Annotated in this window: 22 protein-coding genes and 1 pseudogene; 6 read left to right on the top strand and 17 right to left on the bottom strand. The window is 69.8% G+C overall.

Annotated features, from left to right (window positions below):
* Positions 1 to 100: 100 nt before the first annotated feature.
* Entirely contained in the window at positions 101 to 1,288 is a 1,188-nt protein-coding gene (locus ACFLIM_RS15510; protein WP_393165789.1) for an MFS transporter, read from the top strand.
* A gap of 16 nt (positions 1,289 to 1,304) precedes the next feature.
* Positions 1,305 to 1,586 (top strand): annotated as a pseudogene (locus ACFLIM_RS15505) (HIT family protein); the annotation flags it as partial.
* Between the two features lie 54 nt (positions 1,587 to 1,640).
* Here ACFLIM_RS15505 and ACFLIM_RS15500 read toward each other — a convergent pair.
* The 12 genes from ACFLIM_RS15500 to ACFLIM_RS15445 all read right to left on the bottom strand — a co-directional run bounded on the left by ACFLIM_RS15500 (position 1,641) and on the right by ACFLIM_RS15445 (position 14,287).
* Positions 1,641 to 2,036: a type II toxin-antitoxin system VapC family toxin gene (locus ACFLIM_RS15500; RefSeq protein WP_393165786.1), complete on the bottom strand. Its 396-nt coding sequence runs from the start codon at positions 2,034 to 2,036 to the stop codon at positions 1,641 to 1,643.
* Positions 2,030 to 2,284, bottom strand: coding sequence for a type II toxin-antitoxin system Phd/YefM family antitoxin (locus ACFLIM_RS15495; protein ID WP_393165784.1), 255 nt, complete (start codon positions 2,282 to 2,284; stop codon positions 2,030 to 2,032). Before ACFLIM_RS15495 ends, ACFLIM_RS15500 begins: the two co-directional genes overlap by 7 nt.
* A 188-nt stretch (positions 2,285 to 2,472) precedes the next feature.
* Positions 2,473 to 3,426: an electron transfer flavoprotein subunit alpha/FixB family protein gene (locus ACFLIM_RS15490; RefSeq protein ID WP_393165781.1), complete on the bottom strand. Its 954-nt coding sequence runs from the start codon at positions 3,424 to 3,426 to the stop codon at positions 2,473 to 2,475.
* Positions 3,427 to 3,445: 19 nt separating this feature from the next.
* Positions 3,446 to 4,225 (bottom strand): electron transfer flavoprotein subunit beta/FixA family protein, encoded by a 780-nt coding sequence (locus tag ACFLIM_RS15485; RefSeq protein ID WP_393165780.1) that lies wholly within the window; start codon positions 4,223 to 4,225, stop codon positions 3,446 to 3,448.
* 190 nt (positions 4,226 to 4,415) lie between these two features.
* Entirely contained in the window at positions 4,416 to 5,633 is a 1,218-nt protein-coding gene (locus ACFLIM_RS15480; protein WP_393165778.1) for a serine/threonine-protein kinase, read from the bottom strand.
* A 35-nt stretch (positions 5,634 to 5,668) separates the two neighbouring features.
* A complete protein-coding gene (locus tag ACFLIM_RS15475; protein WP_393165777.1) occupies positions 5,669 to 7,435 on the bottom strand; it encodes a serine/threonine-protein kinase in 1,767 nt (588 codons plus the stop codon).
* A 25-nt stretch (positions 7,436 to 7,460) separates the two neighbouring features.
* Positions 7,461 to 9,443 (bottom strand): serine/threonine-protein kinase, encoded by a 1,983-nt coding sequence (locus ACFLIM_RS15470; RefSeq protein ID WP_393165775.1) that lies wholly within the window; start codon positions 9,441 to 9,443, stop codon positions 7,461 to 7,463.
* A 152-nt stretch (positions 9,444 to 9,595) separates the two neighbouring features.
* Complete coding sequence (locus ACFLIM_RS15465; protein WP_393165773.1) at positions 9,596 to 10,108, bottom strand: YbaK/EbsC family protein; 513 nt, start codon at positions 10,106 to 10,108, stop codon at positions 9,596 to 9,598.
* 61 nt (positions 10,109 to 10,169) lie between these two features.
* The gene (locus tag ACFLIM_RS15460; protein WP_393165770.1) at positions 10,170 to 11,720 is read right to left on the bottom strand and encodes a flavin monoamine oxidase family protein; all 1,551 of its coding nucleotides are present in this window, start codon (positions 11,718 to 11,720) and stop codon (positions 10,170 to 10,172) included.
* Positions 11,721 to 11,802: 82 nt separating this feature from the next.
* A complete protein-coding gene (locus ACFLIM_RS15455; protein WP_393165767.1) occupies positions 11,803 to 12,645 on the bottom strand; it encodes a M55 family metallopeptidase in 843 nt (280 codons plus the stop codon).
* A gap of 62 nt (positions 12,646 to 12,707) precedes the next feature.
* Positions 12,708 to 13,913 carry a DUF6395 domain-containing protein gene (locus ACFLIM_RS15450; protein ID WP_393165765.1) on the bottom strand — a complete coding sequence of 402 codons (1,206 nt, stop codon included), beginning with the start codon at positions 13,911 to 13,913 and terminating at the stop codon, positions 12,708 to 12,710.
* Positions 13,914 to 13,915: 2 nt separating this feature from the next.
* On the bottom strand, positions 13,916 to 14,287 hold the full coding sequence (locus tag ACFLIM_RS15445) for a hypothetical protein (protein ID WP_393165763.1): 372 nt from the start codon (positions 14,285 to 14,287) through the stop codon (positions 13,916 to 13,918).
* A gap of 201 nt (positions 14,288 to 14,488) precedes the next feature.
* Here ACFLIM_RS15445 and ACFLIM_RS15440 point away from each other — a divergent pair, with 201 nt between their 5' ends.
* Entirely contained in the window at positions 14,489 to 15,349 is an 861-nt protein-coding gene (locus ACFLIM_RS15440) for a hypothetical protein (protein ID WP_393165761.1), read from the top strand.
* A 28-nt stretch (positions 15,350 to 15,377) separates the two neighbouring features.
* Here the strand turns inward: ACFLIM_RS15440 and ACFLIM_RS15435 are convergent, their stop codons facing one another.
* The gene (locus tag ACFLIM_RS15435) at positions 15,378 to 16,151 is read right to left on the bottom strand and encodes an enoyl-CoA hydratase/isomerase family protein (protein WP_393165759.1); all 774 of its coding nucleotides are present in this window, start codon (positions 16,149 to 16,151) and stop codon (positions 15,378 to 15,380) included.
* Positions 16,152 to 16,230: 79 nt separating this feature from the next.
* Positions 16,231 to 16,887 carry an endonuclease gene (locus tag ACFLIM_RS15430; RefSeq protein ID WP_393165758.1) on the bottom strand — a complete coding sequence of 219 codons (657 nt, stop codon included), beginning with the start codon at positions 16,885 to 16,887 and terminating at the stop codon, positions 16,231 to 16,233.
* Positions 16,888 to 16,981: 94 nt separating this feature from the next.
* Here ACFLIM_RS15430 and ACFLIM_RS15425 point away from each other — a divergent pair, with 94 nt between their 5' ends.
* Positions 16,982 to 17,272: a Fe-S cluster assembly protein HesB gene (locus tag ACFLIM_RS15425; RefSeq protein WP_393165756.1), complete on the top strand. Its 291-nt coding sequence runs from the start codon at positions 16,982 to 16,984 to the stop codon at positions 17,270 to 17,272.
* Between the two features lie 33 nt (positions 17,273 to 17,305).
* Here the strand turns inward: ACFLIM_RS15425 and ACFLIM_RS15420 are convergent, their stop codons facing one another.
* On the bottom strand, positions 17,306 to 17,998 hold the full coding sequence (locus tag ACFLIM_RS15420) for a rhodanese-like domain-containing protein (RefSeq protein ID WP_393165754.1): 693 nt from the start codon (positions 17,996 to 17,998) through the stop codon (positions 17,306 to 17,308).
* A 73-nt stretch (positions 17,999 to 18,071) separates the two neighbouring features.
* On the opposite strand from ACFLIM_RS15420, the gene ACFLIM_RS15415 reads away from it, so the two are divergent.
* Both ACFLIM_RS15415 and ACFLIM_RS15410 read left to right on the top strand, forming a co-directional pair.
* Positions 18,072 to 20,087, top strand: a complete 2,016-nt coding sequence (locus ACFLIM_RS15415; protein ID WP_393165752.1) for a CehA/McbA family metallohydrolase — start codon at positions 18,072 to 18,074, stop codon at positions 20,085 to 20,087.
* 291 nt (positions 20,088 to 20,378) lie between these two features.
* A complete protein-coding gene (locus ACFLIM_RS15410) occupies positions 20,379 to 20,981 on the top strand; it encodes a TetR/AcrR family transcriptional regulator (RefSeq protein ID WP_393165750.1) in 603 nt (200 codons plus the stop codon).
* Positions 20,982 to 21,022: 41 nt separating this feature from the next.
* Here the strand turns inward: ACFLIM_RS15410 and ACFLIM_RS15405 are convergent, their stop codons facing one another.
* Positions 21,023 to 21,301 (bottom strand): hypothetical protein, encoded by a 279-nt coding sequence (locus ACFLIM_RS15405; RefSeq protein ID WP_393165748.1) that lies wholly within the window; start codon positions 21,299 to 21,301, stop codon positions 21,023 to 21,025.
* Positions 21,294 to 22,007: an HNH endonuclease family protein gene (locus tag ACFLIM_RS15400; RefSeq protein ID WP_393165746.1), complete on the bottom strand. Its 714-nt coding sequence runs from the start codon at positions 22,005 to 22,007 to the stop codon at positions 21,294 to 21,296. The genes ACFLIM_RS15405 and ACFLIM_RS15400 overlap by 8 nt, the downstream gene beginning before the upstream one ends.
* Positions 22,008 to 22,058: the final 51 nt, after the last annotated feature.

Below are 22,058 nucleotides of genomic sequence, written 5' to 3'. Positions count from 1 at the left end.
CCCGTCCCCCGGCCCTGCGTTGCCCGGCTGGGCTCGCTTGGCTTGTCAGGCGCCGCCCGAAAAATGACGAAATATTACGATCTTGTATGAGGTGTTCCTTATGACCCGCGAGTTGAGAAGTGCTCGGTACGGGGCGGTTCTTACTTTTGTGCTTGCCGGACTGATGGTGGGCACGATGACCGTGCGCATCCCGGCACTGACCGACAAGCTCGGCCTGTCCGAATCCACGCTCGGCTTGATCCTGCTCGTGTGGGGCCTGGGCGCGTTGGTGACCATGCAGTCCATGCGCCGGGTCATGGCCCGCGCGGGCAGCCGGGCGGTGCTGCGCATCGGCGGTCCGCTGACCGCGCTCAGCCTCGTGGCCTTGGCGTTCGCCCCGAACCTCCCCTTGCTGCTGGTGGCCGTGGCGTTCTTCGGCATGGCGTTCGGCACCGTGGATGTGGCCATGAACGCCCAGGGCTCCACGGTCGAGCAGGCGTACGGGCGCCCGCTGATGATCGGGATGCACGCGGGCTGGTGCGCAGGCGCCATCTCCGCGGGCGCACTGGGCAGCGTGGCGATCGCCATGGGACTTCCGTTCACCACCAACGTGGCGGTGATCGGCCTGGTGTCGCTGCCGGTCATGGTGCTGCTCGGCCGTACGTACCTGCCCGAGTCCCCGGCGGCCGGGACCGCGACGGCGGGGCGCCGGCGCATGCCGCCGATCGTCTACCTGCTGGGCGCGATCATGTTCTTCGCCTTCATGGTCGAGGGCACGGTCGCCGACTGGAACGGCCTGTACATGCGTGACGAACTGGGCGCACCCGAGGCCCTGGCCGCGCTCGGCTACCCGATCTTCGAGGCCGGCATGCTGATCGCCAGGCTCACCGGTGACCGGCTCCGGGTCAGGTTCGGGGTGCGGGGCATGCTGACCGTGTCCGGGGTGGCCACGGCCGGGTTCTTCGCGGTGGTGCTGGTCGCGCCGGCGGCGGGGGTGGCGGTGTTCGCGATGTTCTTCGTGGGGCTCGGGGTGGCGACGATCTCGCCGCTGACGTTGTCGCTGGCGGGAACCGCGACCGACGCCCCCGGCCCGGCGATCGCCCAGGCGGGTGCCATGGGGTACGCGGGGCTCCTGCTCGGCCCGGTGGTGATCGGCTTCCTCTCGGACGCCACCTCACTCCGTACGGCACTCGGCATCGGCGTCGTCCTCGGCGCCCTGATCACCCTGGCCGCCCGCTTCCTCCCGCACAGGGAACCCACCGCGATCACTCCGCTGCCCATCAGGGAACCCGCCGAGGCCGCGGCCTGAGTGGCATCATCAGGGGATGGATCTTGAGAGGAACGTGCCCTTCGACGTCCAGGCGTACGAAGCCCGCGTGAAATCGATCCCCTGCTTCATCTGCGCCATCGTGGCGGGCGACCCCGAATACGCCCTGGAGCAGATCGTCTACGAGGACGACCGCCACCTGGCCTTCCTCTCCCGCTACCCCACCCTCCCCGGCTACCTCCTGGTGAGCCCGAAGCAACACATCGAGCACGCCGTACGCGATCTGGACGAGGCCGACTACCTGGACCTCATGCGTGTGGTCAGGAAGGTGGCCCTGGCCGTGGAGTCGGTCGCACTGCCGACTCGCGATCAAACAGCGCTCATGGGCAAAGGTTCACAGCTTGATGACCTCGACGCCGGGCATTTCGTCGTAGTCCGAGTCCTGCGTGACGACCGGAACGTTGTGTGCGATGGCTGTGGCGGCGATCCAGCTGTCGTTGATGGGCGCCTTGCGTCCGGCGCTGCGTAGACGGGACACCAGCAAGGCCCATGCGTCGGAGACGGCCTCGTCGATCACGATGGGCTCGAAGCGCTCGGCGAGTTGGTAAGTGGAGAGTCGCTGAGCGGATGTGTCGGGATCGCGAGCCTGAAGCACGCCGAGCCTGAGCTCACCGAGCGTCACCACCGAGACGCCCCATTCGTAATCTGCGAACCGGTCGGTGTCGAAGCGCTCCGCTTCCAGTCCGATGAAGATCGACGTGTCAGCCAATGCGCGCTTGCGTTCTACCACGGGAGATCGTCTGTCGTCTCGGTCAGCGTCTCCCGCAGCTCGTCCGCAAGGCCGGTGGTGTCCGCGCCCAGACGGGTCAGTTCGATACCGACTTCGGCTGCGGAAATCCATCGACGGCGTCGAGAAAACGGGATGATCTTTGCAACTGGTCGATTATCCCGGAGAACCTCGATCTCCTCGCCGGATTCAACGCGCCGCAGCACCTCGGCAGTGTTGTTGCGCAGTTCTCGGGCAGGAATCGCACTCATGCCACAATCGTAGGCTACATGCTACAGGCGTAGCAACACATTCCTCCTCGCCGGAACACGAGTTGACCTGCCAGACGAACGAGCGGGCTTGTCCGGGGATCGAAGGGGGAGCCCCTTGGGAGGCGCTGCCTGGAGCAGTCCACGCGCGAAGCGCCCCCCAAGCGGAAGGTCCCCCGGGCCGCCAGAAGCTACTTGCGCTTGTTCACCTCTTCGGTGAGCTGCGGCACCACCTGGTGCAGGTCGCCCACCACCCCATAGTCGGCCAGCTCGAAGATCGGCGCCTCAGGGTCCTTGTTGATCGCGACGATGGTCTTGGCGGTCTGCATGCCCGCCCGATGCTGGATAGCCCCCGAGATCCCAGCCGCGATGTACAACTGCGGCGAAACGGTCTTACCCGTCTGCCCCACCTGGAACTGGTGCGGATACCACCCGGCATCGGTGGCGGCGCGCGAAGCGCCCACGGCCGCGCCCAGCGCGTCGGCCAGGCCCTCGATGACCGAGAAGTTCTCGGCCGAGCCCACGCCGCGCCCCCCGGAGACCACGATCGCGGCCTCGGTCAGCTCCGGCCGGGCGCCCTTCTCCTGCTTGACCCGCTCGACGATGCGGGCGGCCTTGGCGGAGTCGGACAGCGTGACCGACACCTCCTCCTCGGCCCCGGCTCCCGTGGAAGCCACCGGGGCAGTCGAGTTGGGGCGTACGGCGAAGATCGGCGTACCCTTGCTCACCTTCGACCGCACGTTGACGCCGCCGCCGAAGATGGACTGGTCGGCCACGAAGCCCTCGCCCAGGCCCACGGCGTCGGTGATGACCCCGGAGTCCGTCTTGACCGCGAGCCGCCCGGCGATCTCCTTGCCCTCGGCCGTGGCGGCCACGAGCACGGCGGCCGGCGACTTGCCGGCGACGAGCTGGGCGAGCAGTTCGGCCTTGGGCGCGACCACGTAGTCGACGATGTCGCCCGAAGAGGCGACGTAGATCTTGTCAGCGCCGTGTTCGGCGAGCCTGGACTTGGCCTCGGCTGTGATGCCGGGCCCGGCCCAGACGGCGGCGGGTGTGCCGAGCGAGCGGGCCAGGGTCAGCAGCTCGAGCGTGACCTTCTTGACCTCGCCTTCGACCTGCTCGACGAGAACGAGAATCTCCGACATATCAGTAAAACTCCCGTTCTCAGATGAACTTCTTGGACGCGAGGAACTCGGCGGCCTTCGCGCCACCGTCGCCCTCGTCCTTGACGATCGTGCCGGCGGCGCGCGGCGGCGCCGCGGCGAAGTCGACGACCTCGGACCACGCGGCGGCCAGGCCCACCTGAGCGGCGTCGATGGAGGCGTCGCCGATGGCCAGCGTCTCGACCGGCTTCTTCTTGGCCGCCATGATCCCCTTGAACGACGGGTAGCGCGGCTCGTTGATCTTCTCGACCACGGACACGACGGCCGGCAGCGTGGCCGACACCTTGTCGAAGCCGTAGTCGGTGATGCGCTGGATGCTGATCGAGGCGCCTTCGACGTCGACCTTGTTGGCCAGCGTGAGCTGCGGCGTGCCCAGGCGCTCGGCCAGCATCGCGGCGAGCATGCCGGTGCGCGCGTCGGTGGACTCCGAGCCCAGGACTACCAGGTCGAACCCGATCTTCTTGAGCACCTGGGCCATCGCATATGAGGTCGACAGCGCGTCGGAGCCGTGCAGCGCGTCGTCGCTGAGGTGGACGGCCTTGTCGGCGCCCATGGCCAGCGCCTTGCGGATGGTCTCGGTGGCCCTGCCGGGACCCATGGTGAGCACGGTCACCTCCCCACCGTGGGCCTCTTTGAGCTTCAGTGCCTCCTCGACCGCGTACTCGTCAAGCTCGTTGACGACGCCGTCGGCGGCGTCGCGGTCGAGCGTCTTGTCATCGGACCGCAGCTTGCGCTCGGTCGCAGTGTCGGGGACCTGCTTCACGCAGACGACGATGTTCATGGCCGGTGGCCGACCTCCCGTTTCGCGTGCGCCACCGCCTCGCTGCGGTCGGCGCCGAATGCAATGCTGTCCAGACTGCCAGGTGCCCGCCGGGCTCCCGACACAGGGTTATGTTACTCATGGGTAGGTTACGTGAGAAATCCTATCGCCCCCACCTTACCGAACTTCATTCTGTTCACCACGCAAGGGCTCAGGCCGACAGCAGGAAAACGATCCCCACCACCAGCGCCGTGCCCGCGAACAACGCCAGCGTGAACGTGCTGAACAGCGCCGCCAGCCCGAAGCACAGCCCCGCCGCCCCCGCCACGCTGACCAGGTCCATGATGATCCGGCTGCGCTGGTAGGGGCTGTGCGAGAACAGCGCCACCCCGGCGTCGGACATCACACCCAGCGTGTACGCCGCCAGCAGGAAGAGCGCCACTTCGGGCAGCGGCTCGCGGGCGGCGGCGGCCAGCAGCGACACGAACAGTCCTGAGCCGATCAGCCAGCGCCTGCGCACCTTCTCCCGGTGCCTGGCCCTGGACTCCTCCACTGACCTGCGATATCGCTCCCTGCCCGGCCGCCACTCCCTGGTGGTCAGGTCGTCGCCGGTGCGCACCGGCGTACCGATCGGACGGGGTGGGACGTGGCGGACGTGGGAGACTGGCGCGACGCCCAGCCTGGCGCAGATCTGCGCGGCCGTCGGCCGCGCGCCCGGTTCGGTCGACAGGCACTCGCGTAACAGCGGCTCCAGCCACTCGGGCACGCCGTCCAGGTCGGGCGGGTGGTGCACGACCCGGTAGGCGACCGCGGAGGCAGGACCCTGCCCGTACGGCTGCCGCCCGGTCGCCGCGTAGGCCAGCGTCGCCCCGAACGAGAACACGTCGGCCTCCATGCCCGCGTGCTTGCCCTCCAGCACTTCGGGCGCCAGGTAGCCGGGTGTGCCCACCACCGCGCCCGAGGCCGTGACGGACAGCGTGTCGAGCGCGCTGGCGATGCCGAAGTCGATGACGACGGGCTCGCCCTCGGTCATCATCACGTTGGCCGGTTTGAGATCGCGGTGCACCACCCCGGACTCGTGCATGGCCAGCAGCGCGTCGGCCAGGCCGCTCGCCAGCAGCCGCAGGTCGGCGACGGGCACGGGCACGGCGCTGAGCGGGCGGCCCTGGACGTAGCGGGTCACGAGGTAGGGCCTGGCGCCTTCCAGCGAGGCGTCGAGCACCTCCGCGACGTGCGGTCCGCCGACCCTGCGCATGGTCTCCACCTCGCGCGCCAGCCTGGCCAGCGCGCCACTGTCGGCCGCGACGTGCGGGTGCAGCACTTTGACCGCGACCGTACGCCCTTCGGCGTCGAGCGCGAGGTGCACCTCTCCGAACCCGCCGGACCCGAGCCGGGAGAGTAGCTCATATGGGCCGAGGTGCTCGCTCATACCTCTACTGTCCCCCCGAGAGCTCACCGAGACACTCAGAACCAGTTGGTCAGGAACCCCAGCCCGAGCCCGTCCAGCAGGCTGCCGATCAGCCCGCTGATCAGCCCGATCGTGCTCTGCTTGGCGTCGCCGGCCAGGTCGTTGATGACCGACTCCGGCGCCCGCCACGGCGACCACACCGCGTCCTGCCCCAGCGCGAACATCACCGCGAACAGCGCCGCCGTGCCCACCAGCACGACCGCGACCAGCGCCGCGCCCGGGCTGCGCAACACGCCGGTGAGCGAGCGGGTGACGGCCTTGCGCGGCGCGCCGCCGCCCGGCAACACGAACAGGCCCGCCGCGAAGGCGCCCGCCGCGTAGGAGGCCGCCTCGTTGACGCCCATCCGGCCCGCCCAGTAGAGCACGCCCCAGACGCACACGCCGAACAACAACGCCAGCGGCACGTGCACCGCCGTCACGAGCGCGGACTTGACCAGCGCCCACGGGGTGCCCACCAGGACCAGCAGCGGATCGGCGGAGCTGCTCCCGCGTACCTGGCGTCTCTTGACCAGGTCGCCGAAGAGGTATTCGCCGATGCGCAACACCAGCGCGAGCGCGACGGCGATCGCGCCCACCATGACCGGCATCATGACGGTCAGCGCGACCAGCGTGACCAGCAGCAACAGGCCCACGAACTGGCTGCCGAACAGATATCTCTTCCGCGCCGTCGGCGGCGCGGGCGGCGGAGTGTAGGGCCTGACCTGCGACGGCGACGTGGGCGGCGGCGCCGGGTAGCCCGCCACGCGCTGGTCGGTGCGCGGCATCGGCGGCCTGGCGGACATCGGTGCGGGCACGTAGGGCGGCGGCCGCTCCTCCTCTCGCCGCCGCGGCGGGGCGGGCGGCGGCGGCGCGGGCTTGCGGTATTCGACCGGCGGCAGCAGGTCGGAGAACGTGTCCATGGTCCGCGTACGGTCGCCCATGCGCTTGGTGCCCGTCGGCCCCTCGAACTCGTTGAACGTCGTGACGGCCGGGTCGAGCGCCCTGGCCATCCGCAGCAGCTCGTGGGCGCTGGGCCGGGCGGCGGGATCGACCTGCAGCGCCCGGGACAACCAGCCGCGCAACCACGCGGGCGCCCGGTCGAGCTGGGCCCGCCCTTCCATGATGTTGAAGCAGACCGCCTCGAACGTCCCCGTGCCGAACGGCGGCGCCCCCGTCGCGGCGAAGAACACCGTCGAGGCCAGCGCGTGCACGTCGGCCGCCTGGGTGATCTCCGAGTCGCGGATGATCTCGGGCGCCAGATAGCCCGGCGTGCCCACGAACATGCCCGTCTGCGTCAGCCGGGTCGCGTTCACCAGGTGGGCGATGCCGAAGTCGATGACCAGCGGCTCGCCGTCGACCAGCATGACGTTGGACGGCTTGAAGTCGCGGTGGATCACGTCGGCCGCGTGGATGGCCACCAGCGCCTGGCAGAGCCCCTGGGTCAGCCTGATGATCTGGCGCGCCTCCAGGGCACCCTCGGTCAGTACGGTGTCCTCCAGCGTGCGGCCGGGCGCGAACCGGGTCACGACGTAGGGCTGACCGCCCACCAGCTCGGCGTCGATGACCTCGGCCACGTGCGGGCTGCGTACCCGGCGCATGGTCTCGACCTCGCGGGTCAGCCGGTCGCGCGCCTTGAGGTCCGCGGCCACGTGCGGATGCAGCACCTTGATCGCGACCTCGCGGCCATCGCCGTCGAGACCCAGGTGGACGACCCCCATGCCGCCCTCGCCGATCTTCCTGACCAGCCGGTAGGGGCCGAGGCGTTCTGGTGCTTGGATGCTCATCGCCGCCTTCCCCGCGTCATCCGCCCTAGTTCCCCCTCAGTCCATCTAGCTGCTCGACCACTGGATTGACGTTCAGCGGAGTCCATACGGCCCCCCTCGGCTCGTCCCCGAACGTGCTCGCAGCGAGGATCAGCGAGAGCGCGGCACCCGCCGCGAGGATTCCTGCCACAACCATCGCCGCTGTTCTCGAGGGTACGAGCGATGAGAGCGTTCTGCGCATCTGTTTGCCAGGACCTTCGACTCCGGGACCTGCGCAGACGGTCCACAGCGCGATCGCGGCCCCCCACGCGAGGGCGTTGGACGGGTCCATCCCGGCCACCACCGTGAGCAACAGCGTCACCGGCAGGCCCAGGATGAGCGCGTAGAGCACGAGCGCGAGCGTGATGCCCACGGACTTGGCCAGCGCCTTGGGATAGGCGAACGCCCTGACCACGTCGAGCGCCGCCGCCCCCGCCGCCCTGCGCGCCGTCAGCTGCGGCTGGGCCAGGTCGGCGGCGCGCAGCAGCACCGCGAACGGCACCGCCACGACCGCCACGAGCACCGGCGCGAGCAAGGCCGCCACGATCATGAGAACGAGCAACATCCCGCTCGCCACGCCGTACGCCCTGGAACGCTGCAACACCTTGCCCGGGGGCACGGACGGGAGGTACGGGTCGTGCTTGGTCATCGGGTCGGGCTGGTAGTGCGGCTGCGCCGGGATGTAAGGGGGCGGCTGGACCGGGTTCGGACTGCGCCTGCCGTAGTCGGACCCCTCGGGACCCGTGCCGAGCCGCCCGGCGTCGGGACCCTGGTTCGGGCTCGGCGCCGGGGTCGGGTTGAGCCTGCCGTAGTCGGCAGAGTCCGGACGCACCCGTCTGGTGGGCACGTCGGCCTCGCCCGGCGGCGCCGGGTGGCCGTGGTTGTTGGCCGGCTGCTGCTGCCACGGCGGGGGCGCCGCGGCCTCGCGCTGGATCTGCCGCAGCTCCTCCGGGGTCACCCTGCGGGTGGGCCACGGGTCGGCCTGGTTGGGCAGGAGCGAGACGTACGGCTGGTCCGGCGGTGGCGTGGACGGCTGGTCCTGGCCTTCGAGCAGCCGCTTCGGCGTCACCGGCGGCGTGGACACGTCGTAGGACGGCTTGTCGGTCACCTTGGGAGGTGGCGGCTGCTGCTGCGCGTCGGGGCGCGGCATCGGCTCGGGGCGTGGCGCGGTCGAGATCTCGTCGGGCGTGCCGACCGGCGGCTTGGGGAACATCCTGGCGGTCTGCTCGGCCAGCTCCGCCGCCTTGGGGCGCTTGTTCGGGTTGCGCTGGAAGGCCGCCTTGAGCAGCGGATGCAACGCCGGCGGGGCCGCGCTGATGTCGGCCTTGCCCGCGGTGATGTTGTAGAAGATCATCTCCAGCGTGCCCTTGCCGAAGGGCGGCTGGCCGGTGCCCGCGAACAGCAGTGTGCCCGCCCACGCGTGGATGTCGACCTCGGGCCCCGCCTCCTGCCCCTCGATGATCTCGGGCGCGAGGTAGCCGGGCGTGCCGATGAACATGCCGGTCTGCGTCAGCCTGGTCGCGTCGACCGCCTGCGCGATGCCGAAGTCGATCAGGACGGGCTCGCCGTCGAGGATCAGCACGTTGCCCGGCTTGAGGTCGCGGTGGATCACGCCCACCGAGTGCACCACGGCCAGCGCCGAGGCCACCCCGTGGGCGACCCTGACCAGCGCGGGCAGGTCGAGTGGCCCGTCGTCCTTGACGATCTCGTCGAGCGGACGGCCGGGGACGTAACGAGTGACGATATAGGGGCGATGACCGGTCACGTCGGCGTCGAGCACCTCGGCGATGAACTTGCTCCGCACCCTGCGCATCGTCTCGACCTCGCGCGAAAGCCGCCGCCTGGCGACCTCGTCACCGGCGACCTCTCCACGCAGGACCTTGACCGCCACCTGCCGCCCTTGCGGGTCGACAGCAAGGTGGACAACGCCCATCCCGCCTTCACCGAGCCGCCTGAGCAGCCGGTAAGGGCCTAGTCGGTCATCGTTCATGGCATGAAGCACCATACCGGCTTAATCCCCGCCCACGAGATGAACCATGAGGCCACATTCCCACTCGTACAACGTCCAGAAAGGCCTCATGGGTTTCCCATCCAACGGTCTCGAATCGGCTTCAGTTTGCTTCGGCGGCCTCCGACCGGCTTTCAGCCCGCCAGCGGGAGCACCTCCGCACTCTTCAGACCCGCCAGCGTGGCGCCAGATACGGCGAGCTTCGATCTGCGCACGCCGCTTCCGATCACCACCCTCGGGTGCTCCGCGACGTGGGTGTCCACCAGGACCGGCCAGTCGTCGGGCAGCCCCAGCGGCGTGATGCCGCCGTATTCCATGCCGGTCAGCTCGACCGCGTCGGACATCGGCGCGAAGCTCGCCTTGCGGGCGTCGAGATGCCTGCGTACCACGCCGTTCACGTCGATGCGCATCGTCGCGAGCACCATGCACGCGGCATAGCGCGTCTCGCCGCCCCGCTTGGCCGCCACGACCACGCAGTTGGCCGACTCGTCGAGCGCGATGCCGTATCGCTCGCAGAACGCCGCCGTGTCGGCCAGATCAGGGTCGATCTCGGCCACCTCGACAACCTCGATGTGCGGTACGGCGAGCGCCACCGGGTCGGCCAGCAGGTCGGTCCGGTCGGTCGCGGGCACCCAGTGCAACGTCATCCCATCTCCTCGATCGCTCCTCCCAGGAGCCTATTCCGGTCCCGGGAGCAGCGCGGCGGCGTCACGGTGACTGCAACACTCGCTGGTGCAGCTGGGTGACGGCGCCGCGGGCGGACTCCATGGCCCCCGCCTGCCAGGCGATCAGATGGGTGAGCCAGTCGCCCGCGAAGTAAACCCTTCCCGCGGGGCGTTGCAGAAAAGTGAAGGACGAATCAAAGTCGGGCCAGCGTACCCAGCCTCCCTGGATGTGCTCCTGGCGGTCCCAGGCGATGGAGACGCTGGAGAGGAGGTGCTGGCGGTATTTGTCGCCGTGGATCTTCTTGCCCTGGGTGAGCGCCCTTCTCCTTCTGTCCTCCGGGGTGAGGGCTCCGTACAGTTCGGCGTTCCGCTCGGAGTTGTAGTAGCCGACGAGGAGGCCGCGTTCGGAGTGGTAGCCGTAGGAGGGGTACCAGATGTGGGTGATGTCCAGGTCCGTCTCGGTCACGCCGCCGTAGATCCGGTCTTCCAGCTCCCACCAGCGCCTGCCGTACTCCAGGCCGATCTTGCCGGCGGCCACCGGGATCGGGGTCTTGAGCGCGGTGGTGACCTGGGCGCCGAGGTTGTGCGGGATCTTGGCGAGGAGGTGGGGCGGGAGGGCGGCGACGCAGTAGTCGGCCTTGATGGTGCCGCCGTCCCAGGCGACCTCCACGCCGTCCGCCATCGTGGTGATCTTGGTGACCTTGGTGCCCGTCCTGATGCGGTCCTCGCCCACGGCCTCGGTGAGCTTGGCGACGATCGCGTCCATGCCGCCGACGGGCTGGAACATGGGGGTGGCCTGGTCGTAGCCGAAGTCGTTGGTGATGGCGCGGCCGGTGCCGGCGGCGAGGATCTGGTGGAGGGTGCCGGGGGGTGCGATGGGGGTGCCGGTGTCGAGTGCCGGATATTTCATGAAACCGCGCCGGGGTGAACCTTCGTAGTCCAGCTTGGGGCCCAGGTCGCCGAACCTTCTGAGGAAGTCGAGCAGGCGTTCCTGGTCGTCCTTGGTGATGGTCTTGTCTAGCGCGCCGACATTTGTCGCTTTGGCGAGTAATTCTGCGACATATCCGTATATGTCGGCTCGCGCCGTCCGCGCCCGCACCGTCTGCCCGCTGGTGTGCACGTACGCGGCGGCGTTGTTGTTGACGAACGTCTCGATGGGGATGCCCAGCTCGCGGCAGTAGTCGAGGGTCACCATCCAGGGGGCGATCCGGCCGGGGCCCGCGTTGAAGTACACCCCTTCTCCGAACTTCACCTCCTGCGAAGGGCCGTTCAACTGCGGCAGCCGGTCGCCGCCGCGCAACGTCAGGTTCCGCCCGCCTGCCTTGTTCCTGGCTTCGAGGAGGGTGCAGTCGTACCCGGCCTTGCCCAGCTCGTACGCGGCCGTCAACCCGGCGACCCCGGCACCGAGTATCACCACCGTGGCCGCCCCTTTGCCGCGCAGGGAGAAGTCGCCCGGCGCCGGTGCCACGAACTCCTTGTCCTGCTGGGACGGCGCCAGGCCCAGGGCGCCCATGGCGGCGTACATGGCACCCGCGCCACCCACCGCCCCGATCCCGACGAGCAACCCCCGCCGAGTCAGCGCCGCGCCTTCCACGTCTACCCACTCCCTACACCTGATCCCGACAACCGGTCCCCAGCCCGTGGCGGACGCCCTCCGCTCCCTCGGTCCTGCGAGTTCAGCCGTAGGGGCCGCTGCCGCAGGCGATCTGGCCGCCGATGGTGGCGAAGATCCCGAACAGCGCCATGATCTGCGTGAAGTCGTCCGTGGTGAACTCGGTGTGACGCGACCCGACCGACTTCACCCCGGGAACCAGTGCCACGGCTGCGGCGATGGCCGTGGAGTTCCACTCCACCCCGAGCGTGTACGGCGCCGCCACCTGGTACGGCGTGAAGTCGCTCAACCGGCCGAGCCCTCGCACGGTGGCCTCACGGATCCTCGCCTGGGCAACGCTGGGCGGCAACAACTCGGCCGAGAACTTGTCGATCCCCTTCTTCACCGCGACCGTCTCGACGTCACCGAGCAGTTCGCGCGCCTCTTCACCAACGGCCTCGTCCCCGGTCACCACCACGACCGGCACCCCGTGGAACCCGGCGCACGCGGCGACGAGCCGGGTCTCGCCGCACAGGTCGCCGTTGAGGTAGACGTTCTGGATCTCCTTGCCCATCCAGGTGTGGTTCAGGACACCGTCCGGTACGCCCGCGCGAGCGTGGTACCCGACGAAACAGGCGGCCTGGAACGATCCGTCCAGCCCCTGAGCCATCCGCTGCGCCTTGCCAGGGCCCCGGATGAGGGTGGCCCGGGGGTCCAGCAGGTCGATCCGGAGGTTCTTCGTGGATCCGTGGGCGTCGTTGACCAGCACGCTGGTCGCCCCGGCCACGAAGGCACCCTCGACAGCGGCGTTGGCATCGGCGGTCATCAACTCGCAGCCACGCTCGTAGCCGCGCTTACCGGCGTGCATTTCCTCGGGGTCGGTCAACCCCGTCACGCCCTCCATGTCCACCGACAGATAAACCTTCACGCGGCTTACTCCTCAACTAACCCGAACTGGAGGCCGTCGGGAAGAGGCCGGGTCCGATGCGGTCAGGAGCCCCATGTCTCCACCCGGCGTACCTCGTCCTCGGTCATGAACCCGACGTTCGCCGTGATGAACTCGGTCGCCTCGTCGCGCCACCGGACAGGGATCTCGTCGATGGCCTTCGGGTAGCAGTGGTCGAGCCAGCTCGTGGACTGCTCCGTGGCGTCGAGGTAGTCGAGTGCCTTGGCGAAGAGCGTGTGCTCGATGCCGGGGACGCGCGCCAGCCCGTACTCGATCATCTCCTGGCCGCCGTAGGGCGGCTTTTTCTGCCACTTGCGGGCGGCCGGGCGGTCGGCGGTGATGGGGGTGTCGAGCGGGCGGCGTTCGACGGCGGCCTGGATGAGCTCCTTGTAGAGACACTTGCCGCAGGTGCGGCACGGGCCGTCGGTGCCGCGCAGGCACCAGCGCACCTGGTCCTTGAGGCCGGAGTTCAGGGCCAGGCGCATGGTGACCGCCTCGCTCACGCCGCCCACGGGGAGCACGATGTGCACGCCCGCCGCGGCGAACAACGTGCCCCACGCTCCGTGTGGCGCCCACAGGCGGTTGTCGGGGGTGTAGCGCCACAAGTAGCGACCCCCGCCCAGCCATCGTGAACCGAGTTCATAGCCGAAGCCCAGGGCACCGAGGTTCAGCTGATCGGCGAGCAGCAATGCGCCTGCCGCCACCGCATGGTGTTCGGGGTAGCCGGGGCGCGGCTCGGCCAGGGTGAACTCGAGGTCGGACGTGACCGTGGTCAACTCGCGTCCGGTCTTGGCAGCGAGCTTGGCCAGCACATCGGAGCGGTAGTGCGACCAGCGGTTGGGGATGCGCGGATGTGCCACCCGCCGGAAATGTACGAATGGCGCTTCCGGGTAGATGGTGGCCGCCGCTACGGAGTCCGCGCCGCCGCTGTACGAGATCGCGAGCCTTTTCCCTGCCCGGCGTGCCTCAGTCCCCACCGGTCCGGCCTCGATGCCCCAACCGTCGTGGATGGCCGCGGCCAGCTCGGCCGAGATGGCGCGGTCGAAGGTGATCCGTTTTCTGGTCCACGGCGCCACGATCGTCCAGGCGGCGACGGCGAAGAGGTCCGGGTGCGCGTCGTCCGGGACACCGCCGATGGAGCAGGAATTGATGGCCAGCTTGACCGGGTGGTCGTCGCTGGCCCTGCCGGTGATCTCGTCTTCCGGGTCGAGCCGGAAACTCAGCTCCGTACCGGTCCACTTCACACGCACGGCTACGACCCCTCCCGCCGTCCCGAGCCGCCATCGTCCGACGAGCCCACGACCGCGCCCGGCCCATCACCCCGCAGGTCGTCGATGGCCTGCCAGACGAGGACCTCGTTCTGCAACACGCCGTCCAGCGCTTTCGCCGTCTCCTGCGCGAGCCTGTGGGTGTCGTCGATCTTGGCCTTGTCGACCACCGGTGGCCGGGCGGTCCTGAGCCGTTCCACCTCGCCTTGGAGGGTCGCCATTTCGCGCCGGAGAGTCTGGACTTCCCAGAGCGCGTCCCTGATGTCCTGGCGATGGTCAGCGATGGAGATGTACCGGGAGTCGAACCACGTACGCACGGCCTTCCGGAGCCGGGCAGGGACCAGGACGCGCATCATGAAACGCCACCATAGTGGCAATCCCGCATCCAATTGGACGGCCTTCTTGAATGGGTCCCCTTTGTGGGTCCGGTTTGGGGGGATGCGTCCGAAGGGTCGGGATGAGTCGCGGGGACGTGGCGGCTGGGGGCGGCGATCGAGAGTTATCGATCCGCCAAAAGGGCCGACACGCGGAGTACATGGCTGATAACGTTCCGCAACATGCCCTCCTCCGTGCATGACGCGTTGAACGCCCTGTTTCGGAACCGGCCGACACTCGCCGTCGAACTCCTGCGCGACGTCTTCGATATCGACCTGCCCACGGACACGCTCGTCGAGGTCGCTCCGAGCGATCTGATCGACATTCCCTCGTTCGACCGCGAGATCGACCCGTTCTTCGCCGTCGGGCGGCGGCGCGAGCGGGTTCACGGGGTCATCGTCGAGATCCAGCAGTCCCTGTGCGAGGAGGACCGGCAGGGCTGGGCGCGGCGCGCCGCCGCGCTCTGGCTCCGGCTGAACCGTCCCGTGCTGCTGCTCGTCCTCGCCCCCGACCCCCAGATCGCCTCCTGGGCCGCGCAGCCGATCGTCACGAGCCTGCCAGGGTACGTGCTGCATCCCCTGGTCATCGGTCTCGACCAGGTGGAGGCCATCTCCGACCCGTCTCAGGCCGCTGACTGCCTGGAGTTGGCCGTCATATCCGTCATGGCCCATGGAACCGATCGAACGGTCATCGAGACGTTCCTGTCGGCGCTGTCCAAGGTCGACGAGGACCACGGCGCGCAGTACTACGAATACGCCTATCTCCTGTCGTCGATCGAGGTCCGGCAGGTCATGGAGGAGATCATGTCGTCCGACGCGTGGCCGGTCCACAGCCCGTTCGCCCGCGAGCACTTCACCAAGGGGCGTGCCGCCGGACTGTCGGAGGGCAAGGCGCGGGCCGTGCTGGCCGTGCTGAGGGCGCGGGGCGTGGCCATCACGGACGACGCGCTCACGGCCATCACGTCATGCGCGGACCAGGAGCAGCTGGACGAATGGGCTCATCGGGCGGCCACCGCGCTGACCATCGACGAACTCTTCGCCTGACGGCCTCGGGCCTTGCCCCGGCCGCAGGTCATTGGCCGGTGAACTTGGGCTTCGACTTCTCCGCGAACGCTCGCATGCCGTTCTTGGCGTCGTCCGTGGCGAAGAGGCCGGAGAACTGGAGGCGTTCGATCTCCAAGCCCGTGTCCAGGTCCACCTCCAGACCCTGGTCCACGGCCTGTTTGGCGGCGCGGAGCGCGACCGTGGGGCCGCCGACGAAGGTGGCGGCCCATTCGAGGGCGGCCGTGTAGACCTGCTCGTCAGGGACCACCCGATCCACCAGGCCGATCGCCAGGGCCTCCGGGGCGGGGACGTGACGGCCGGTGAAGATCAGGTCTTTCGCCCGGGCCGGGCCGATCAGGCGGGGCAGACGCTGGGTGCCGCCCGCGCCGGGGATGATGCCGAGCAGGATCTCCGGCTGGCCCAGCTTGGCCGACTCCCCCGCGACCCTGAAGTCGGCGCAGAGGGCCAGCTCGCACCCGCCGCCCAGGGCGTATCCGGCGATGGCCGCGATGACCGGCTTGCCGATCTGGGCGACCGCGGTGAAGCAGGCCTGGAGTGTGCGGGAATGGGTGGACATGTCGGAGTAGGACATGTCGGCCATCTCTTTGACGTCGGCTCCCGCGGCGAAGACCCGCTCGCCGCCGTACACGATGACGGCCTGCACCTGCGGGTCGGCGTCCACGTCGCGGGCCGCCTCGGCGATCTCCCGCTGGACCTGGCCGTTGAGGGCGTTCATCTTCGGCCGGTCAAGACGGATCGTGGCGATCTGGTCGGCCACCTCGACGCTCACAAACTCACCCATGGCTCGAACCTAACAGAGCAGGCATTCATGATCTCGTTGCCCGAGTCGTGGCGCGTGCATGTCGGGTGGCGGTTCGGCGTTATCGGGTGGCGGCCGCCTTCACCTCGTCGGCCGTCTTCTTGCTGCGTGACACCCGTACGAGAGCCGCCGAGAGGCGGGCCAGTTCGTCGTTCGAGTGGGCCAGCTTGGCCAGCGGGCGTTCCTGGCGTGGCAGGCCCACCTTGCCGGCGCCCTCCAGCACCCGCTGGTCCAGGTGGGGCGCGACCTGGGGCCACACGGCCTGGACCTCGCGCAGGAAGATGTCCGCGCCCGTCGGGCCGATGCCGGGGAACTCCATCAGCAGCGACGCGATCCGGCGGGCATCTCCGTGCGCCTCGTCGCGCAGGCGGCGCAGGTCGCCCTTCCAGCGGTCGGTGAGCAGTTCGGCGCCCTTGCCGAGCATCGTCGAGGTGCGCTCGTCGTAGCGCCGGTAGTGGCCGCGGCCCAGCGCGTCCACCCGGTCCTGCCAGCTCGCCTCCCGCATGCCCTTCGGCGTGCCGTACCCGGCGGCGAAGAGCTCCCGTGCGGCCGCGACCGCGACCTCCGCCGAGATGCGCGCGCTGAGCAGGGTGGCCAGGACGAGCAGCTGGTACAGCGGCTTCGGCTGGTCGGAGAGCCTGATGCCCGCCTCGCCCGCGAACGTACGGCCGTAGCGGTCGAGCAGGACGTCCATGACGGCTTTGTCGGTCTTACCCATGGTGCTCCGCTACCCGGCAGCGATCCCGGCATTCCGGTGTTTGGGGCGGGGGTCGTGGGGGAGGCGGAGGTTCCCGATGACAAAGGAGCTCGTTGTGCTGACATTGACTGACAACGCCGTCGTCGCGATCCGCGACCTGATGGTCGGAGAGGACGTGCCCGCCGACGCGGGCCTGCGGATCGCCCCGAAGGCCGATGAGGCCGGTACGCTCGAAGTTTCCCTGGCCAGCACGCCGCACGCGGGCGACCAGGTCGTCGAGAAGGAGGACGTGAGGGTGTTCGTCGCGGAGGATGCCGTGCCGATCCTCGACGACAAGTCGCTGGACGCCCAGCCGGGCACTCCGGGCCATCCCACGTTCCGCCTCGATCGGCGGGCCCAAGCCTGAGGTCTGGCCCCGCCTGGCCCGGGCCAGGCGGGGCTAGCCTTGGTCGGACTCCGATTCCGGGGAGCGCACGTCGCCGAGTCCGAACAGGCCCACCAGCGTGCCGTCCACCTGGGTGACCACGACATGACCCACCTTGGCCCGGTCCATGCGCTGGATCAGCGGTTCGAGCTGCTCGCTCGGGCGTACCGTCGGCACGCCGACGCGCATGGCCCGCTCGGCGGTGCCGCTCAGGTCGGCTCCCTTCAGCTCGCCCGACCCGATCACGCCCTGCACCACGTCGTCCTCGTCGACCACCACCGCGAGCCCGGCGGGATCGCCGATGATCCGTTCGGTGAGCTCGTCCAGCGGGTCGTCCAGGACGGCGGTCACCGGGTCCCGGCGTACGTTCCGCGACACCAGCGCGGCCTCCCCCTCGTAGGGCAGGTCGGCCGAGAGCCAGTCCATCTTGCCCATCGCATAGTCGTGCACCTCACCGAACCCCAGGCGTGCCAGGCGGTGGGCGGCCCGCGGGCTCAGGTCGCACAGCCAGTCGTGGCAGTAGACGATGACCGGGCGGTTCCGGTCGAGCGTGGCGGTCGACGACGGGTCGATGGCGCCGAGGGGCAGGTTAGTGGCCCGGGGCAGGTGCGCCCACGTGTACTCCGCCTCCGGAAGCACCTCCACCAGCTGGGCCTGGCGGATGGCCATCAGGTCCTGTACGGCTTCGCGGTCGATGATGTGCGTCATGGCGTGCCCGTACCCCCGCATGAGCCCTGGATTCGTGTCACGATGACGACGCGTCCGATTCAGGGAGTGTCCGATGTGTGACGATCCGCTGCTTCCCGACACGGTGGCGCGTGCGCTGGCCGGCTACCGTTCGCTGCGTGACGCGCATGACGTCCGCTGGGGCGAGCCGCCCCTGGCGTACGTCGTCCAGGCCTGGGCCACCGTCTTCCTCGACGGCCGCTACGACTACTGGAAGGCGGCGCTGCGGCAGCTCGCCGAGCGTCACCCCGGCGTGCCCGTGCGGGAGCTCGGGGACCGTCTCGGCGAGGTGGACCCCGACCGGGTCGTGCGCGATGCGCTGGGCGGCGACGTGCTGGACAACCTGGCCGCGTTGCGCCTCACGCCCGAGGGGTTCGCGCTGGAGGCCGACACGCGGGTCGTGCTGGACGACAGTCCCTTCCGCACGGCGTTGCTGCTGGACTCCGGCAGGGACGAGGCCGTCACGGTCGTGGTGGACGGGACCGCGTACGAGGTGCCGGCCCGCGGCGCCAAGGTGGTGGAGGTGGCGCGGGACGTCAGCGTCGGCGGCCTGGCGGTCGATCTGTCCCCCTTGTGCAGGCGGGCCGCGGCCGCCGCGGTCAGGGTGCGGGCCGGGTTCCCGTGCCGGTGGAGCGTGATCGGCGCGAACGGGCAGGGCTGGTACCCCGAAGGCGCCCCGCGGAAGGTGGACGCCCATCGCAGGCCGTACTTCCATGGTGATGATCTGGTGATCGAGGTTCCCGCCGAGCCGGTCACGGTGAGCGTGGGCAGGGGGATGGAGTACACCTCCTCCGAGGTCGTGCTGACCCCGGAGGCCGGTGCGGAGACGCTGGTCGAGGTGGCGCCCGAGCGGCTCTACGACGCGGCCGCCCGCGCCTGGTACGGCGGTGACCTGCACGTCCACCTCAACTGGATGGGCGAGGAGCCCGCCGCGCCCGCGCTGGCCGCGGCGGCGCAGCACGGCGAGGACCTGCACGTGCTCAACCTCGTGGCGGGCAACGTCGCGAGCGAGCGCGTCTACGACGTGGAGGCGCTGGCGCACTGGGCGGGCAAGGATCTGCCGTGGTCGGACGACCGGCATCTGGCCAGGCTCGGCGTGGAATACCGCAACGACCTCATCGGGCACCTGACCGCGTTCGGGCTGCGCGAGTTGCCGCGGCGCTACCACACCGGCTTCCTGGGCACGGCCGACTGGCCGCCCAACGCCGCCGCCTGCGAGGAGCTGCGGGCGGCGGGCGGGGTGACCGGTTACGGGCATCCGTTCCACGTGGCGTTCGCCGACGACGACCCGCCCGACGTGGTGCTCGACCATGGGCGCGACTGCTCGGCGAGGGAGATCGTGGCCGACGCCGCGCTCGGTCTGATCGACACCCTGGACGTGCTCAACCACTCCTCGATCGCCGCCACCGCCGCCGTCTACCGCCGCCTGATCGGCGCCGGCAACAGGCTCACGGTCACCGCGGGCACAGACGCGGTGCTGTCCTTCTGCCGCCGCGGCACCGCGTCCAGTCCCCCCGGCTGGGAACGCGTGTACGCCAACGTCGCGGGCCCGCTCACCGCCGAGTCCTTCGCCGAGGCGATCCTGCTCGGCCGCACGTTCGCCACCACGGGGCCGTGGCTGGAGCTCACCGTGAACGGCCACGGGCCCGGCGACACACTGGAGCTGGCGCCGGGGCAGCGGGTGGAGATCGTGGTCTCGTCGATCGGGCCGGAGGTCGAGTCACTGGAGATCCGCACCGCAGAAGGCGTCCTGGCGCAGGGTCCGCCGGGACGGCTGGCCGCGTCGATGGTGACGAGCGAGCCCACGTACGTGGTCGCCGTCGCCTCCGGCGGGCCGCACCCGCGTACCTTCCACCGGGCCGGCGCCTACGCGCACACCAGCCCCGTGTACGTGGACGTCGCGGGCGGGCACGTGGCCAGGGAGGCGGACGTGCGATGGTGCCTGGCCTGGCTGGACCGGCTGGAGGCGGTGCTGCGGGAGTTCGGCACGTTCGAGAGCGCCGAGCAGCTCGATGACCATCTGGAGTTGTACGAGCGGGCCAGGCACGTCTACCGGCGGCGGCTCACATGAGGCCGGCTCAAATGAGGCAGGCGAGGACACGTTCCCTGCCGTCCTGGAGGACAACTTTCGACATCGAACATCTCACCCACGGCCGCCCGTGCCGGCGAGGGACAGAAAGCGGGCTTGACCTGGGCATTTGAAGCGACGGAGAGCTCACTTCCGGAAGTGTCCAGTGTGAAGCGGAGAAAATTTCTCCGCTTTCTGACGATAGTGTGCCAAGAGAACCGACGTCAAGCGAGAGGCGGCTGACTCATGCGCGCTCCGGGTCAACTCAGGGCGGACGCACGACACAACCGGGAGATGATCATTGACACGGCCAGGGCGGTGTTCGCCGAGCAGGGGCCGGCCGCGACACTGGACGAGGTCGCGCGCCTGGCCGGGGTGGGCGCGGGCACGCTCTACCGGCATTTCCCCGACCGTGACAGCCTGATCCACGCCGTGCTGGCCGACACGCTGGAACGTATGATCGCCCTGGCCGAGGAGGCGCGGGCGGAGGAGACCTGGGCGTGGGACGCGCTCGACCACTTCGTGCACGGCTGTGCCGGGCTCCGGCTGGACCTGCTCGTCTCGGTCGCCGGCGCGCAGGTGCACCGCGTGTCCGCGACGCCGGAGATCAACGAGGGGCGCGCCCGGCTGCTGGCCGCCCTCGACCAGATCGTGCACGCCGCACACGACGAGGGGGCGCTGCGCCTCGACGTCGGCTCGGGAGATGTCATGGGGGTCGTCGGCCTGCTCGTCCGGGGGCTTCCCACGTTGCCCGCCGACCTGGGCGACGAGTTGCGGGACCGCGCGGTGCGGCTCGTGCTCGCCGGGATGCGCGCCCACCCGGCGCCCACTCCGCCGGGGGAGGCGATGACGGCCGAGGAGCTGAGCCGCCGCCTCGCCAAGCAACTCGACGGCTAGCAAGAGTGGCCCCGGCGACGGGTGGTCGCCGGGGCTCGGGTTCAGGTAGTCGGATTGAAGTTCGCCAGGCCGTCGGGCATGCCCCGCCGGACGGCCTGGATGATCTCCTGGTGGAGCCGCGGGCCGGGATCGGCGGCCAGCCCCAGGGGGCTGCCCTCGATCTCGTACCACTCGTCGGCGTCCAGATACTGGATGCGGACGGTCGCCCGCCCGCCGGCGACCTCGGTTCGTACGGTCACTTCGCCGGTGATGACGCCGACCTCGTCGGTCATCACCCCGCCGGGCCCGGCGACGACGTGGCTCTCGTAACGCTCAGCCACCGTCGTTCTGCTTGTCGTCCTGCTTGTCGTCCTGCTTGTCGGCCTGCCGGTCTTCTTGCTGGCCGCAGGTGCCGATCATCTCCGCCAGCGCGTCCCGCTCGGGCTGGGTGACCGTGAGGTGGTAGCGGGACTTGACGTCGATCCAGGCCCTGCCGTAATCGCACCAGTAGGTCCGCAGTGGCGGCCGCCACTCGCCGGGTGCCTGGTCGCCCTTGGACCGGTTCGACTCGGCCGAGACCGCGATGAGCTGCGGCCCGTCCAGGTCGTTGGCGAACTGCCTGCGCCGCGTGTCGGTCCAGGTGTCGGCCCCCGAACGCCACGCCTCGGCCAGCGGGACCATGTGGTCGATGTCGAGCTGGGTGGCGCGGTCGAAGTCCTTGCCGTCGTACGGGCTGTGCCAGGTGCCGGCGATGGCGCGGCACTTCTCGTCCTGCTTGACGTCCTCGCCGTCACGGGCCAGCACGAGCTCGCGGGTGTCGCAGGAGTGACCCTGCCCCTCCCAGTGCGGGAAGCGGGAGCGGCTGTAGCCCCGCATCGGGCGCGGTTCGGCGATGGTGAGCTCGGACAGCTGCGCGTCGGCGGCTTTGGCGGACAGGGCGGGCGGAGGTTCGGCTGGAGAGGCGGTCGCCGCTCCGGGGACCAGGACCAGGAAGGTTGCGGCGGCGGCGGTCGCCGCATGTGGATGCCATGTTCGCAATGAGAGCATGGCCAACGACTAACAGCGGCGATTACTCCAAGTAATCGACATCCGCCCCTT

It is taken from the genome of Nonomuraea marmarensis (assembly GCF_043197025.1).
GTDB classification, from domain to species: Bacteria; Actinomycetota; Actinomycetes; order Streptosporangiales; family Streptosporangiaceae; genus Nonomuraea; species Nonomuraea marmarensis.
Note: the sequence above shows the minus strand (reverse complement) of the source record. Positions and strands in the feature narration are given on the sequence as shown.

Coding starts and splice junctions, on each gene's coding strand:
- ACFLIM_RS15510 (WP_393165789.1), top strand. CDS start 101: ATGACCCGCGAGTTGAGAAGTGCTCGGTACGGGGCGGTTCTTACTTTT.
- ACFLIM_RS15495 (WP_393165784.1), bottom strand. CDS start 2,284: ATGAGTGCGATTCCTGCCCGAGAACTGCGCAACAACACTGCCGAGGTG.
- ACFLIM_RS15490 (WP_393165781.1), bottom strand. CDS start 3,426: ATGTCGGAGATTCTCGTTCTCGTCGAGCAGGTCGAAGGCGAGGTCAAG.
- ACFLIM_RS15485 (WP_393165780.1), bottom strand. CDS start 4,225: ATGAACATCGTCGTCTGCGTGAAGCAGGTCCCCGACACTGCGACCGAG.
- ACFLIM_RS15480 (WP_393165778.1), bottom strand. CDS start 5,633: ATGAGCGAGCACCTCGGCCCATATGAGCTACTCTCCCGGCTCGGGTCC.
- ACFLIM_RS15475 (WP_393165777.1), bottom strand. CDS start 7,435: ATGAGCATCCAAGCACCAGAACGCCTCGGCCCCTACCGGCTGGTCAGG.
- ACFLIM_RS15470 (WP_393165775.1), bottom strand. CDS start 9,443: ATGAACGATGACCGACTAGGCCCTTACCGGCTGCTCAGGCGGCTCGGT.
- ACFLIM_RS15465 (WP_393165773.1), bottom strand. CDS start 10,108: ATGACGTTGCACTGGGTGCCCGCGACCGACCGGACCGACCTGCTGGCC.
- ACFLIM_RS15445 (WP_393165763.1), bottom strand. CDS start 14,287: ATGATGCGCGTCCTGGTCCCTGCCCGGCTCCGGAAGGCCGTGCGTACG.
- ACFLIM_RS15440 (WP_393165761.1), top strand. CDS start 14,489: ATGCCCTCCTCCGTGCATGACGCGTTGAACGCCCTGTTTCGGAACCGG.
- ACFLIM_RS15435 (WP_393165759.1), bottom strand. CDS start 16,151: ATGGGTGAGTTTGTGAGCGTCGAGGTGGCCGACCAGATCGCCACGATC.
- ACFLIM_RS15430 (WP_393165758.1), bottom strand. CDS start 16,887: ATGGGTAAGACCGACAAAGCCGTCATGGACGTCCTGCTCGACCGCTAC.
- ACFLIM_RS15420 (WP_393165754.1), bottom strand. CDS start 17,998: ATGACGCACATCATCGACCGCGAAGCCGTACAGGACCTGATGGCCATC.
- ACFLIM_RS15415 (WP_393165752.1), top strand. CDS start 18,072: ATGTGTGACGATCCGCTGCTTCCCGACACGGTGGCGCGTGCGCTGGCC.
- ACFLIM_RS15410 (WP_393165750.1), top strand. CDS start 20,379: ATGATCATTGACACGGCCAGGGCGGTGTTCGCCGAGCAGGGGCCGGCC.
- ACFLIM_RS15400 (WP_393165746.1), bottom strand. CDS start 22,007: ATGCTCTCATTGCGAACATGGCATCCACATGCGGCGACCGCCGCCGCC.